We start from the raw sequence: 14663 nt of genomic DNA on the forward strand, positions 1-14663 counted from the left end.
ACCCAGCGCCGCAGCACCGAGTCTCGCAGACCAAGTTCCTTGCCAACCGACGTAATCGAGCGGCCGCTCGACACCACCAGCTCAACGGCTTGCCGCTTGTACTCCTCGGTAAACGACCGACGTTGACATTCCATTCGACACCTCCGCGCTCAATGAGCCTACTACAGGTGTCCACTCATTCGGAGGAGGTTCAGTCTCTGGGTGCACACCGCGGGTCCTGCGAAGTGAGGGGTAGCGGAACGTAGCGTGACCAGCGGTCGACGGCCCGAATTGGCGTAGCCTTCCGGAACCGAGCCGATTCGTCGGGGGCAACCAATTGGCTCTAGGGCCCGACGACCTGGGAGGCCGCGTGCCCCGTCGGATTGGCCGTGATCGATGCTCCTTGGGAGTTCGGGCCGCACCAATGCTGTTTTCTCCGAGCGCCCGTACAGGGATCGGCGAACGTTGCGGTGAGTTCTGCGACCATCATTCAGCGGCGGTCAGCGTGACCTGGGGCACCCTCAGCAACGCTCGGCGTGATCGCGCTCCTTCAGGCCAAACAGCCTAAAAGTTGTGAGCCGAAGGATCGTGAGTGTGCGAATCTGGAACGCCGATTGTCAGATGGCAGGGCGACATTGGCTGGGCTGCAACTGCGATCGAGGGTGATTGGTCTTCGTTGCGCAGAAGCGGTCATTCTGTCTCGACCGCTCCATCGAGAGCCGCCGACGGGTAATGCGCCGGCACGACGATGTTTGGACGTAGATGATCTTTAATCTAGAGGGCGAGGGACCGCACACCGGCATAGCTATCCGATTCTTGTGCACGTCTCCCGATCTACGTTCGCCCGGCTGTGGCCCTAACACAATCGCTACGGCTCCCGCCGCGACAGACGCCCCTTTAGTATCACAGTCCAGATGGCCTTGGATAAAGGGGGGACGGGCATATGAATTATATACGTTGATATGCATTGTGCGGGGGCGTCTAGCATGTGATTGCGGCTTCGAGCAGGAAATTTCAACTATTGGGGAAAGACCGGTGTCTTCTGTGGAAATACATCAGCACATTGTTTCCCTTCTTCAGAAGTCGGATCCGGTGATCCTGGATATCGGATGCAACGACGGGACCGACACGCAACACTTTCTCAACCTGTGCCCGCACGCGCAGCTCTACTGCTTCGAGCCTGACCCCAGAGCGATCGCGCGCTTCAAGAAGAAGCTGGGTCCATCTCTCCATAAGGTGAAGTTGCTTGAAATCGCGATCAGCGATCGAAACGGAATGATCGAATTCCATCCAAGCAATGCAGATGGTGATGCGAAGGAATGGGACCTTTCCGGCTCGATACGCCGCCCGAAAAATCATCTGACTGAGTATGATTGGGTTCGTTTCGACCGTCCCGTCCCGGTTCAAACGCGGCGGCTTGACGATTGGTGCAACGAAGCCGGGCTGAACAGGGTCGATTTCATCTGGATGGATGTCCAGGGAGCCGAAGCCGACGTCATCGCCGGCGGCATGCAGACCGTCAGCAACACGCGCTTCATCTACACGGAATACAGCGACCGCGAGCTCTACGAAGGGCAGCTGTCCCTCCAGGCCATTCTTGGCCTGTTGCCGTCGTTCGAAGTGGCGGCGCATTATCCGCGCGACGTGGAAGGCGATGTATTGCTTAGAAATACGCGCTTCTAGCGGCTACTTGAATACGACGCTCATTCGTAGCGGGCAGACTGATTTGCGCAATTTATGCCGCCCAAAGCTTCAAAACCAGTGATCAATAGGGCGAACAAACATTAGCTGGTCGGACAGGCTTGCGAGCGTCCTTTTTGTTCGCGGTTGTTTGGTGAGAGTGTGACAATCACCGGCTTAGCGAGCCGGCACCACCAGCGAGTTTGCGGTCAGTCGCCCGAGCCGTTTCAGATGCTTGAATCAGCACTACCAGCCGGCGCTCCAAGCGTTTAAGCGTCTGAACGGCTGCTGTATGTTCTGGGCCTCTTGGAAGCTCGTGCACTCGTTCGAACAAATGCCAAAGCAATTGCATGAGTTCGCGTAGCTCCTTGAGTTGGTCGGACTTCGTCACGCACTCGGCGCCGTTATTGTTGTCTCATGCCGTGAGTTGATGTCCGCCATCCCTGGGGTCTTCCTTGTTCGAATGGGTCTGCATCTGCGGACAACTTGTAGTAGCAGGCTTCATTTGAAGCTCCCTTTATCAATGCGAGCATAATTGCAGCATCCGATCATCCCGTAGGGCTCCTCGGCCGTTCTGGGACGAATTAATCTCACGGCCAGGGCTTGGCAAGGAGCGTGCCATCGTCGCCCAGTGCAAAAAAGCACGTGAGGATGCTGTGCGCCTTTTGGTCAGTTCGAAAGTCACAGCAGCGAACGAGCGCGACTGATGTAATGAGCGTGCGCGGCCACTTCAGCGAGATAGCGATCCATCGCGGTTCGCGCGAGGGTGCTGCCAGGATGACGGAAGTGCACGTAAATCCCGTCCTGCCAGCGACTGATCCACAGGTATGTCTCGCAAGCATCAGAGCTACGACTGATCATAAATCGTGTCCGCCACTGCGGCCACAGGTCTGACCCGGGCACAGTGCGATTGTCCATATAAGAGACCATGAAACGGTCGCGCAGCGCGGTGCCGAGCAGCTCCATCGCTTTTGGAAATGGCACCTGAGCGGTTTTCTTGGCTCGCTTGAGCTCGAGCCGCGCGGTGCGCAGGAGCTCCGGCAACGTGCCAGCCAGGCGGAAACGCACCGGGCTCATTCCGACATACCATCCTACCGAGCGCATCGAGGGCAGATCGTACCGCGTGTGAAAGGGGGCAACGGCGAGGAATTCTTGTTGGTCTGCCAGTGTCTTTCCGGCGAGCGCCAGACAGGCGAATAATCCCGTCGTCGCGTTTCCGCCCTGGAACCTGCAGCCGCGATCGAACTCAGATGCTTGTGCCGCGTCGAGCAGCCACATTCGCCCTGTGCGTTGTAAGGTGCCCTCCGGCGCACCGAGTGGTAGCGGAAAATCCGGCAATTGACCGCCGTTTGCGGCGATCAGTTCGCGCCAGTGAGCGATAGCAGGATGATCATCGGTCAAATCGCCCAGTCGCTCTCGTTCGGATTCAGCGTGGTCCAGATAGCTGCTCACCGGTGCCAGCTCGGGCGCCACTCCGAGGATTGCGGCTGTGTACAGCTCGCGAATTTCGTATGGCACCAAAGCGATGGAGTAGGCATCGCTCACGGAGTGGTCGCAGGCCAAGAGGAGGCTTGTCGATGTCGGCCGGGTGATCGTCACGAAGACATATGCCGGCCAGGACAGCGGCTTGGTCTCTGCGTCAAACAGCTCTTCCAGTAATTGAGCTATTTCATCGGGATCGGCGCAGTCACCAACCACGGTTTTTTCAAGCGCTGCCGCGCCTGGATCAATCGTGGCACGACGAATTGCCGATCCATCCTTGACCAGCCGGCTGCGTAGCGCCTCGTGCCGGTCGACCCAGCCAAGGATCGATTTGGTCAGCGCAGCGCTGTTGAACTCGCCCGGCAAGTCGAAGGCGGTGCCGAGCCAGCCGGGCCGGCCATCGTGCGCAAAGCGAAGATGGTCCTCCTGAACATGGGACGGACGGCGCGGGTCGGGCCGCCAGCTGACCGGGTCGGGAACGCTGACCCGCCACACCATCAGCCGACCCGGCTGCCGATCAGTATCGCAAAATTGCTTGATGTCCATGAAGGGCCGTCACGATGGTTACAGATGCAAGCTACGCATGCGGCGCAGCGGCGAGCGCCAGATCCAGACTATCGAGGCGGTGCCAAGCACACTGCTCGCCAGCAACATGGTGCGCAGGCTCGTTGCAGCAGCGGCCGCACCGCCGACCAGTGCGCCCAACGAGCCCAGTCCCCACACGACGCTGCGGATGCTCGCATTGACCCGGCCTTGCAGGTGCTGCGGGACCAACGCATATCGAATTGGAACTTGCTGCACGTGGTAGAGTCCCTGGCCGATCCACAGAATGAATTGGGAGAGCGCCACGCATGTCACTGCTGCCCACCAGGGCCCGGTGAGCAGGCCTGCAAGGCCCATGCCTGCCGCGCTCACCGCCAAACCGGTCATTAATACGGGACCAAGCCCAATTGTCCGGCCCGCCCACGGTGAGCCCGCCGCGCCCACCACACCGCCGAGAGCGCCGATACCGAGCACCATGCCGACGATTTGGCTGTCGAACTCGAGATTCCAGGTCAGATGCAGGAGAAAAGCCGCAGAATACGCGTTGTGCCAAAAGATGAATGTGCCGGTGGCCAGGGTAACGGCCCTTAAAACTGGATTGCCGAACACACTCGCCAACCCTTCTGCCATTTGGACGAGCACAGTGCTCGAGGGGGCCGCTGAGCATGAGGCGGCACGCATCGGCACCAGCGAGAGCAACGCGGCGGCAAGCAGAAATGAGACGGAGTCGGCCAGGATTGCGGTTGGAGCGGAGAACGCGTTGATGAGCCAGCCGGCCAGGAACGGACCTGCGGCCATCGCGGTCGCTTGGCTGAACTCCAATGAGCTCTGCGCCCGAACCAGCTGAGATCGATCCAGGACTGTGGGTATGCACGCCAGATAAGCCACGTCGGCGATCACCGCAGCTACCCCAACCAGCACGGTTGTCACGTACAGCTGAACCATTCCCAGATGTCCAAGGCTGGCGCACAACGGAATGGTGGCGAGCGTTACCGCCATCACCACATTGGCCGTCAGAAGGATTTGTCGGTGCGGGAGACGGTCGACGATGACCCCGGCGAACAGGCTCACGAAAAGGCACGGTGCCCGACCGCAGGCCAGCAAGAGCCCCGCCTGCGCCGGTCCGGCATCCAGCAGGGTAATTGCAGTCAGCGGCAGCGCCAGCATGGTTACGTTGGAGCCCAGCAAGGAAATGGTCTGACCGACGAGCAGCGCAAGGTAGCTGCTTGGCAGCCGGTGAGGCGCACCAGATCGGCGCCGGCGGCTCACGCGTCGCCAGACGGCGTTGAGGCGGACAGATAGCCTAGTCGGGCCAGTTCACTTCCGGCGATCTCCTCGAACTCCGAAATCTGAGCTGGCGTCAAATCCTGGACGTGGCGACCGATCCGCCCCTGATGCAGCGGCTTTCCCGCAGCCTCGGCTGCCGGATGGTCGTGCGGTTGTTCGAACAACGCGTGTTCGTATTCAGCGTGACGCAGCACGGCCTCGTCCCAAGGCAAGCCGAGGTGATCCAAAATCGCCGCCAGAGTAGTGCGTGGACTGCTGACAAGGTCCTCGTAACGCACCTCGAGGTAACGGCCAGGCGGCGCGATTCTGTGCGGCCGGGACACCACTTCAGACCAACCCTGCGCGGCATCGGCAATTGTTCGGTACCCCCAGTCAGGAACTGTCCTCAGATGAGAGGCGGCAACGTCGCGGCCGTCCCGCACGATATGCACGAAATGTGCACGCGGCCACAGCCGGGCGAAGTCGTCGATCCGGGTGATCTTCCCCTGCAGTTTCAATCCCCAGCGTTGCGCTCCGCTGTGCGCCCGGCGCAACTCGCCGATCTCGTTAATGAGGTGGCATCGGTCGGCGAACGAAACAATGTCATTGCCGGTGACGACCATGACCTTGTTGACAAGTTCGCGCACGTCATCGAAGTCGAGACCGAAGCGGCGGCACTGCACCACAAAATGCGTCCCATCATACCAGAACGGATCGATTGTGTTCTTGCTTGCGCCCATGAGCCGTGAATCGGCCGCAAGCAGATCGATGGCACCAAGAATGTGCGACCCGAGATTGGGCGGTTCGAGGAAGTCGATCTCTGGTCCGGCTACCAGATCCAGATGCGAGTCGAGCACGATACTCAGCAGGGTGGTGCCCGACCGGTTGTCACCTCCGAGCAGCACCGGCGATGTGGAAAATGGATCCGGCTGCGACATGGCCCTGTTCTCTGTTCGACATGCGTGCTTGTCAGTGGACGGGCGCATTGAACCAGCGCCGAACCGCTCCCGGGGTGGCAACGAAATGATCTCTGGCGAACCGTACTGCAGCTGCGACTGGATCCGGGTCGCGAGCCGGGTTCTCCATGCGGGACAGCGCTGCCGGAAGGGCCTCTCCAGCCGCTTCGACGGCGGCCTGCACATCGGTGTCGGACACTGCCGCCGATGGCATAAAACGCCCGCCATACTGCATCAGGAAGCCCCGACCCCACATTTCCTGGAAGAAGGCATGGCCAAGCTCGGCGTCAGCAAATACGACATCGAACATGGTGGGCCAGGCAAACGCCCATGCCGCGACTTGCTGTGTTGTGAAGACGCCGTTGAGCCCCTTGATCAATTGCTCGCCGACCTCGCGCATGCGGGCCAGCGCGGTCCCGTCGCGCAGGGCGTGCAGGGTGCTCAATGCAGCGGCGAAAGGGGTTACTTCGCGCTGGTAGGTGTTTCCCATGTATGTCTTTTCGGCCGCGGCCAGTACGTCCGCCCGGCCCGCGACTGCCGACAGCGCCATTCCGTTCGCCAGTCCTTTGCTCAGTGTAATCAAATCGGGCGTGAGGCCGACCGCCATGTGGTACCCGCCAAGGGCGTAGCGGAATCCGGTCATCACCTCGTCAAGGACAAGCAGGGCGCCGTGCCGATGCACCAGCCTCTGCAGTTCCTGATGGTATTCTGGCGGGAAGAAGTTGACCTCCGGGGTGATGATCACCGCGGCGACGCGCTGGACACTTGCCAGCTCATCGAGCAAGTCGAGGTTGTAGCGGAAGTCCACGCTGTCGCGGTCCCGATTGGGCAGCCCCATCTCGGGGCGGTCCTGCAACTGCCAGTCATGCCAGCCGTGATATCCGCTGGTCAGTACATGGTTGATGCCCGTGAACGCGCGGGCAAGGCGCACGGCTGCGGTGGTAGCGCATGATCCGGTGCGGAAAAACATTGAGCGTTCCGCGACGGGGAAGATCTCCGCCAGCCGTTCGGCCAATTCGACCCGGTGCACGGACAGCGGTCCGGGCAGAATCCCGCCGGTGCGGCGCATCTCAGCGGCTGCGTGCGCCACGACCGGCTCGTATCCGGCCCCGAGCGGCGCGGCACCGCTACAGGAAGTGAAATCGACGTATTGCTTTCCATTGATGTCCCATGCATGCGCGCCTAAAGCGCGCGTCATCACGACCGGAAAACGCCTGTTGAGGTCCCACTTCTGCGAAGCGGTGACGCGCAGGGCGCGTCGCAGTGCCGATCCATGCCCGTCGGTCGCGGTCACGGCGGCAGTAGGCGTGCTGATCGACAAAACCGTCTCCGTTGCGCTCGTTACGTCAGCTGCGTGACTATTCTTCGAGCGATCCGCAGCGCGTTCGCCTGAATGGTGAAGGTCGGGTTGACGCCCCCGGCATAGGGGAAGAAGCCGCCATCCGCGACATAGAGATTGTCGATGTCGTGCACGCGGCCCCAACGGTCAACCACCGATTGTGTCGGATCGCTTCCTGCCCGACAGCCGCCATGCAGATGTCCGCTGCCGAACTGATAATTGGAATCTTGATAATCGACTTGTTTTGCCCCTGCCTCGGCCAGCAAGTTCGACGCATGTCGCGACAAGTAGCCTAGTCGGCGCTTGTCGAGGGGGTGGGTCCGGTAATCGAGAATGATCTTGGGCAAACCTAGCCCGTCCCGGCTGGTGGCCAGCCGGACCGCATTGTTGCGCATGGGTTGATCGGCTGCCAAAAAATGCAGCCGTAGCCTTATCTCTCCGTCGGAATCCGTGCGTTCAGGCGGACTTGCTTCGTAGATCATTCCGCCGAGCCCCGAAGGCGCCTCGTCGTCCAGGTAGTGATCGGACACCGCGACAGTGGAGAAGGGGCAGCCGGGCTGGGCCGTGATCGGCGGATTCAACGTGGTCCTACCGGACACGTAGCCGCTGATCTTAAACGAGATACCACGGCCTACCATGCCAGATGCGTTGCCGATTCCGTTGGGCGCTGCCGGCTGCGCCGAGCGTAGGAGCAGGGCGGCAGACTGCACTGCGTTACCCGCGAGTACCACGCAGCGGGCGCGGACCCGAGCGCGTTGTCGGTTGAGCGTGTCCACCCATTCCACCGAATCGGCTCGACTGACGTTGCCGAGATCGATGCGGGCAGCCTTGCTGCCGAGCGCAATCGTCAGCGCGTCCGGCGGCAGGGCGACACCTGTGAACGGCGAGCATGCATCGGCCCTTGCGCCGCTCGGGCACAGATGTTCGTTGCATGGTCCCTCGCAGCGACAGGCTGGCCGGCCGCGATGTGGGATCGAGTTGATTGCCAATGGAGTGGGGAACGGCAGCCGGCCCAAGCGTGCTCCGGCATCGGCAATCAACTGGCCCTGCACGCTGTATCGGTGCGGTGGCAGAACGGGGAGATCGCTCGGCGGCTCGAGCGGATCCGCTCCGGCCAGGCGGGCTATTCCCACGCGCTGTTCCAGCTCATCATAGAATGGGCGTAGGTCCGTGTAGTCGATTGGCCAGCTCGGGTCGAGCGCGTCCCCGGCCACATGCGCTCGTGCGTCAAAATCGATGGCGCGACAGCGGAAGGCTATTCCGGCATACAAAGTCATTCCGCCGCCGAGCGCGCAGACGGTCCACGGACGCCCGAACGGCGTCAACGTTCCTGCCGCAGACTGCACCAGGGCGCTATCCATGCCATTTTGGACGCTCGCCAGCGAAGCGCCGGGAGGAAGTGTTCGTCCCTCTTCGAGAAGGAGTACTCGCAATCCGCGTTGTGCGATCTCGTGAGCGACCGTCGAGCCGCTGGCGCCACTCCCGATTACACATACATCAACAATATCGGCCGTCATTATCCCATCTTCTGGCAACAAATATCGCCGATGCGCTATCGCGCCGTGTTCATTAGAGAGGAGGTGCCATCGAACTAAGTCTCATCGAGAGCGTTGGACGCGCGGCTGATTCATGCGATCGCTCCGGATTATCCGGTTTAGCTTCGCTCGTCTGCTAAGGATCATCGCCGTGAGATCATACAATATGACGCCGCGTGCGATTCAAGCCCTTCGAGGCAGCAACCGCATAAATATGAGCAAGCGACTTGCGCGAAATGCGATTCTTGATAGATCTAAGAGCTCTCAAAGCAAATCCACCCACATGTGCTCCCGATGCGGGTACTAAACACATATTGTCGTGATCGAGAAGGTGCTCGCAAGTGCGGCTTCGCGACGCCATGTGGAAGATTTTAAGGCCGCAGTCGCTCGAATGCGTCGATCGGTCACCACTCTCGCATATCATCGTACGAATTGTACGTGGTTTGATCGCGAGAGACGCGGCCGGTCTGATGGACCCACCAGCAATTCAAATTCGTTCTCAACTCTCCGCAATCATTATACGCCAGCTAGAGCGCCTCAATACGCCCTTCATGGGCAGCAAAAAAGGCCCGGCCTCATCGATGGCCGGGCGGAGTCAGTCTGGGGGAGCGAGGCTGCTAAGCATCGCGCCAGCTTCCGTCGACAGAGGGAGGGCTGCCGACGGTTATTTGCGGCAAGGATTTCACCGCAAATTCAAATTGCGAAGGATCATGTCGGGCAGATCTGGTGTCGAGCGTTCCTCTTTCGCGTCATCTCATAGACGATGGTTGCAACAGTAGAGTTGGTCTCTGCTGCACACGTACCGACCGCATCAGCGTCTCATCACGGCAGCAACAGTAGGTCCTTTCGGACTCCCTTGTTAGCTACTCTGAGATAATACAACGTGCCGCCGCGTGCGATTCAAGCTCTTTGAGCTGACCCGCATGCAATTCAAGCGGACGGCCTTTTGCAATCAGCTAAGTACCTTCGAGAGGAGCAGACGTACGTGTTGCTCTCGTTCTTTGATAGTCGCGTACTACACCGTGATCGAGACGCGCTGCGCGTCATGTTTTCCATGTGATCTCATGCCTTTTGGCCTTTCCAGAAGCTGACGTGCTTTCTGATTGGCGGCCGAGAATCTTCAGAGCAGCGCACGCTTTTGAGCGTCTTGTTAGCCGGCCGAATGACACGGTCGGTGTCGACGATCTCAAATACGCGATGATCATTTTACCAAGACTGGACGGGGGTGGTCCGAGCATGATGGGCTCGGTGCCCGGTCCGAGCATCTTTACCGGGGAGTTGCGCGGCGCGGCTCATTCGGCGGGCACATCACAGCCAAGCGCCAAAGCTGTGCTGGCAACACGGAAATCACTCTCCCGTGGCCGCGAGCTCCCCAGCGATTGACGATGCAGATTTTGTGGATCTTGCCGGCGTTCCTCGAAATCCGTCGGCGACACACGTTCGCTGCGCGAGATCGCGACGGGGCGCTGGCCGGGCAAAAAAATGCCCTGGATTCCGCCCACGAGCAATGCATTCGCCTCAAAGCCAATTACATACCAGCTCGGTCTTGCCTGTCGAATGGTGAACGCCGCCTGCGATGTCTAGACAAAGCTGCGCAGGCAGCAACGGCCCAAGCAATTCAGTGCATCAGATAGGAGGGACGGAATTCTGCAAGCAACTCGAGTCGATCTCGCTGAAGAAGATCAACAGCATGTCCGTTCCATTCAATGAGCTTCCTGCGCCTAAGCTCCTGGATTGTCCGATTCACGTGCACCGTCGAAAGGCCGCATGCATCGGCGATGTCTTGCTGTGTGAACGGAACATGGAAGCGACCATTATCCAGAAGACCGACAAGCTCAAGCCTCGCGGCGATCTCGCAGAGAAGATGAGCAAGTCGAGGCAGCGCTTCCCGGGAGCCAAGATTTTCGATCCACTCGCGATAGATCGCCGTATGAATCAACGTCTCCCGCCAAAACGCATGGGTGAGCGCAACGGACTTCGCGAGGATATCCTTAAGGTAGGAGTGGGGTACAAGGGCCATGATGCTCATGCCGATGCTGCCGAGATCGCGATCCATTTCCGGGAAGTGAAGGGTGTGCAGGTCGGGGATGTCCAGGTGCGTAGAAGGACGTTATCTGAGTCCGATCCGATGCCACTCTTTGGCGAGACAGAAAGCCGCCTATCACGACTGCACAGCTTACAGGCCGATCCCCCTGGCGTGCCAGGCACTCGCCCGGAGCAAACCGTTTGATGGTGTGAGGCATGCTTTCGAGCTCAGCTTGGTCTTGCTCGGACAAGCCTGTGACGCCCCGCAGCCGCGCTATGAGCATTTGGTGCGGCAAGCGTACCCCGTTCTATCGCCGGGGTACGCCGATATCGACACCTATCCCCACTAGCTATGGCCGCGGCCATTCTGCACGGTTCCCCTTGATGTTCAACGTTTCTTCTACTCTCCCATTCGAGCTCTACGCGATCTCAAGGGGAGATGCGGGATAGCCACAAACGTACCGGACGACGACCTTCTGGCTATTCCTTAAAGCTCGACGATAAACCGTTTACTTCTGGAGAACGACGAAGCATGGTCGCGCGATCGTCGTGGACGTCGGGCTGCGGGACCCTCTAACCGAGCGTCAAGGCTTACGAGCGTGCAGCCAACGTCGGCTCGACATCTGACGCTTTCCGCATCGCGCCTTGACGGTACCCAAGAAAGGCAATTCCGTTGCCCGGGGCGGCTCATCTGCCTACGCAAAAGGCACATGTAATTTTCTGTCGATCATGAATGCGGATGGAAAGGACGCCATCGAATGGGCGGTCGGATCTGAAGCCCCCGAAACACGACCGGCAGACCTTCTCTGCAGGAACGGCGATCGTCTCGTCAGCCTGGGACCGGTCCGGGGTCGATGCGCCCTATTGTCGACGTGACGTGCAGATCAGACTGGCAATAGATATCCGAAGTGATTATTCGAGCCGGCCCCAAGAGGACAAAGCTCGACGTCCTGCCCCGTCGTGCCACCGAGTTTATGTACGAAACGGCCTGATCTGTAGCGTAGATAGCACATTGGCAGAGCTAGCGAGACAGTTGGATCGCTGCGTACGGTGTTCAGAGACGTAAAAAGACCGATGTACCGGTACAATCACAGGCAATAGGGTGTGCTTGAGCTGTCGTTCGCGGTTATTGGTCGGATAGAGGGGCAAATGAATCATGCGGTTGGGAGCCGCTATGAATTGTCGGCAACGCCAGATGAAGAGCGTGAGTTGGTGCGCTGCAGACAGGAGATAGCACGTCTCAGGCAGATAGTCGTGCAGCTTTCTGAACTCGTCTTGCGCAATGTCACCCAAAATGCAGAGGGCCGAAAGTAGCAATCCGGCTGACGCGATCGGCCGTATACCGAATGGTCAATTCGCAGGCGACGGACGCGCTCGCGGACAGGCCGAGAACCTGATCAAGCTGCACAAGACCCAGCTCGCCTCCGATCGCACCAGTTGCCGCTCGGCGCTCGCCAACCAGGTCCGCCTCGTCTTCCACACCGCCGCCTATTGGCTCATCCTCGCCGTGCGCGATGCCATCCCAAAGCCGCGCGATCTGGCAACGGCCGAGTTCAACACGATCAGGCTCAGGCTTCTCAAGATCGCAGCCCGCGTCATCGAGACCGCCACCCGCGTCCGTCTTGCCTTCGCTGCGGCGTGCCCCGACGCCGACCTGTTCCGCGGCTTGGCAAACGCTCTGGTCCCGCAAGCACCCTGACGCGCGGGGCATCAGCCCCGGTCACCCCGCTGCCGTCCTCCAACGCGTTCACGAAGTCGGGTCGAAAAGCGGCGAAAAAGCCGAAGCGTTCCCGCGCGCCTTCGCCCCGACCGCAACTCTTCCAGCTGCCCCGCCCGGCAATCATGAACAAGACGGGCTGGCGTGCCCGGGCGTGTCGTCCTTCCAGCGTACCGAGCCGAATGGCCTCTCCAGCATGCGCCGAACACGTACCGGCGCGGGACCGATGTGGAAGTGAATGGCTCGCCGTTCCAGGGCACGTTCCGACTGGGTCGGGCGGTTGCGCCAGCGCAAATAATCGAACCACGTCGGAAAGTGATAACGCTCGGTCCAGAGCTCGGGATCGGCGATGTCGCGCGCAATCGACCAGCCATAGGCGCCGTTGCGCTGGCGGGACAATTGCACATCTTGCATGACGTTGTGAAACACGCGGGCATTCTCTTGTGCAATTCGGTATTCGATCTCGACGACGAGCGGCCCGCTGCGTCCTGTCAAGGCGAGCCGTATTTCGGGATCGGCGAGCAGCTCGGGCTCTTCGCCGCGCGCGCCAACACGGGGCATGGGTAGCCAACGGCCGATGAGTGGTGAGGCGAGCATCAGGGCGGCCGACACCAGCAGCGCGGTTTCAACGCCGGCCGCGTCGGTCAGATGGCCCCAACCCCAGCTGCCGACGGCGATCCCACCTGAGCTCGCCGCTTGATAGGCCGCAAGCGAGCGTCCGGTCACCCAGCGCGGCGCCGACAGCTGCACCCCGATGTTGAACACCGCCCATGTCATCATCCACACGGCTCCAGCCAGGGCCAGTGCCGCCGCAGTCAACACCGGTTGGCGGCTGAGCGCGACCGCGGCCATCGCCGCGCCCATAGACAACGCGCAGGCACGAATCGCAGCCTCGCCGCTCATTCGTTTGCGGATCTCGGCGATGTTCAGCGCGCCGACCACGGCACCCAGGCCGAAGGCGCCGAGCATGATGCCGTAGGTCTGGGCGTCGCCATGCAACACATCCCGCACCACCAGAGGCATCAGCGCAGTAATCGCACCGCTTCCGACGCCGGTTACAAGGGTGCGAAGCAATACGACTTTGATCGATGGCGAATTGCTGATGTAGCGCACGCCAGACACCATTGCGCGGCTCAATCTTTCAGGCGGCAGGCGTGAGGGGGCGCTGACGCGCTTCCAAAGGAACAACGCGGTCATCAACGGCAGATAGAGCAGCGTGTTGAGCGCGAATGCGGCCACTGCACCGGCGCTAGCTACCACCACGCCGCCGATCGCCGGGCCGACGCTCCGTGCGATATTGTAGCTGATGCCATTCAGCGCAACCGCCGCAGGCAGCCGCGCTTCCAACGGCACTTGTTCGCTTACGGACGATTGCCACGCCGGTCCCATAAGTGCCATGCCGCTGCCGACCACGAAGCAGAGTACGAGCAAGACGTTCGGTGTGGCCAAGCCAAGCCAGGCGGCCACCGTCAGGCCGGTTGCGCCGGCGAGCGCGATGCCAAGCGAAACCAGCGCCACGATGCGGCGATCGTACATATCGGCGATCGCGCCGGCTGGCATCGAAATCAGCATCACTGGCAGCAATAGCGCGGTCTGCACCAACGCGACTTTGTCAGCCGAGGACGTCATCTGCGTCATCGCCCAGGCTGCACCAACACCTTGAATCAAGCTGCCGATATTGGACAGGAGGCTCGCAAGCCAGATACGGCGAAACGTCGCGTGCCGCAGAGGCGCCGTGATGCCGTCGGCGCTACGCGACTGGACTGTGGTTGGGTCGGTCATGTCAGATCGTGATGATCTACCATGATTTGATTCTGATGCGGATCACAAGGATGTTCCTGGCGCGATATCGCTCGCATGGCGGTGTTCGGCTCGCTTTCCGATCTCTCAATTTCAGTAAGAACGCTTTCCTGACTTACGGGGCGCTGTCGATCGGATGAGTGAGGTCCGCTTCGTGCCTATTCGCTCCAGTGCGTCGCTTGCATGGCCACATTGACAGACGATACATGGCTTGCGCGCAAACTTTGTACGTAACGGACAAATGGGCGAAGTCCACGAGTGCGGAATCATTCGTCGCGAGATAAGGTGAACGCTCCTTCACTGCTGGGGAGCCGAAAGTCCATATCACGGACTATCGATAG

9 protein-coding genes and 1 pseudogene are annotated in these 14663 nt (G+C 60.4%); 2 read left to right on the plus strand and 8 right to left on the minus strand.

The features are described 5' to 3' along the window. A partial coding sequence (locus AC066Y_RS40305) for a transposase (protein ID WP_478278703.1) occupies positions 1 to 134 on the minus strand: 134 nt, incomplete at its 3' end. A gap of 880 nt (positions 135 to 1014) precedes the next feature. Between AC066Y_RS40305 and AC066Y_RS40310 the strand changes: the two genes are divergently transcribed. After that, positions 1015 to 1662 carry an FkbM family methyltransferase gene (locus AC066Y_RS40310; RefSeq protein WP_478278689.1) on the plus strand — a complete coding sequence of 216 codons (648 nt, stop codon included), beginning with the start codon at positions 1015 to 1017 and terminating at the stop codon, positions 1660 to 1662. A gap of 678 nt (positions 1663 to 2340) precedes the next feature. Here the strand turns inward: AC066Y_RS40310 and AC066Y_RS40315 are convergent. From AC066Y_RS40315 to AC066Y_RS40340, 6 genes are all read right to left on the minus strand, one after another. Further along, the gene (locus tag AC066Y_RS40315) at positions 2341 to 3687 is read right to left on the minus strand and encodes a condensation domain-containing protein (RefSeq protein ID WP_478278690.1); all 1347 of its coding nucleotides are present in this window, start codon (positions 3685 to 3687) and stop codon (positions 2341 to 2343) included. An 18-nt stretch (positions 3688 to 3705) separates the two neighbouring features. Then, a complete protein-coding gene (locus AC066Y_RS40320) occupies positions 3706 to 4953 on the minus strand; it encodes an MFS transporter (protein ID WP_478278691.1) in 1248 nt (415 codons plus the stop codon). After that, entirely contained in the window at positions 4950 to 5888 is a 939-nt protein-coding gene (locus AC066Y_RS40325; protein ID WP_478278692.1) for a sulfotransferase family protein, read from the minus strand. Before AC066Y_RS40325 ends, AC066Y_RS40320 begins: the two co-directional genes overlap by 4 nt. Before the next feature lie 31 nt (positions 5889 to 5919). After that, positions 5920 to 7227 carry an aminotransferase class III-fold pyridoxal phosphate-dependent enzyme gene (locus tag AC066Y_RS40330; RefSeq protein ID WP_478278693.1) on the minus strand — a complete coding sequence of 436 codons (1308 nt, stop codon included), beginning with the start codon at positions 7225 to 7227 and terminating at the stop codon, positions 5920 to 5922. A 20-nt stretch (positions 7228 to 7247) separates the two neighbouring features. Then, positions 7248 to 8762: an FAD-dependent oxidoreductase gene (locus AC066Y_RS40335; protein ID WP_478278694.1), complete on the minus strand. Its 1515-nt coding sequence runs from the start codon at positions 8760 to 8762 to the stop codon at positions 7248 to 7250. A 1636-nt stretch (positions 8763 to 10398) separates the two neighbouring features. Next, entirely contained in the window at positions 10399 to 10836 is a 438-nt protein-coding gene (locus tag AC066Y_RS40340; protein ID WP_478278695.1) for a Crp/Fnr family transcriptional regulator, read from the minus strand. Positions 10837 to 12177: 1341 nt separating this feature from the next. Between AC066Y_RS40340 and AC066Y_RS40345 the strand changes: the two are divergent. Next, positions 12178 to 12504: pseudogene (locus AC066Y_RS40345) on the plus strand (transposase); the annotation flags it as partial. Between the two features lie 141 nt (positions 12505 to 12645). Here AC066Y_RS40345 and AC066Y_RS40350 read toward each other — a convergent pair. Next, positions 12646 to 14304 (minus strand): MFS transporter, encoded by a 1659-nt coding sequence (locus tag AC066Y_RS40350; protein WP_478278696.1) that lies wholly within the window; start codon positions 14302 to 14304, stop codon positions 12646 to 12648. Positions 14305 to 14663: the final 359 nt, after the last annotated feature.

The sequence above is a fragment of the Bradyrhizobium sp. USDA3010 genome, assembly GCF_056429065.1.

Excerpts from the sequence above, each read along its gene's own strand:
- AC066Y_RS40315 (WP_478278690.1), bottom strand. The coding sequence starts at position 3,687 with ATGGACATCAAGCAATTTTGCGATACTGATCGGCAGCCGGGTCGGCTG.
- AC066Y_RS40325 (WP_478278692.1), bottom strand. The coding sequence starts at position 5,888 with ATGTCGCAGCCGGATCCATTTTCCACATCGCCGGTGCTGCTCGGAGGT.
- AC066Y_RS40335 (WP_478278694.1), bottom strand. The coding sequence starts at position 8,762 with ATGACGGCCGATATTGTTGATGTATGTGTAATCGGGAGTGGCGCCAGC.
- AC066Y_RS40340 (WP_478278695.1), bottom strand. The coding sequence starts at position 10,836 with ATGGATCGCGATCTCGGCAGCATCGGCATGAGCATCATGGCCCTTGTA.
- AC066Y_RS40350 (WP_478278696.1), bottom strand. The coding sequence starts at position 14,304 with ATGACCGACCCAACCACAGTCCAGTCGCGTAGCGCCGACGGCATCACG.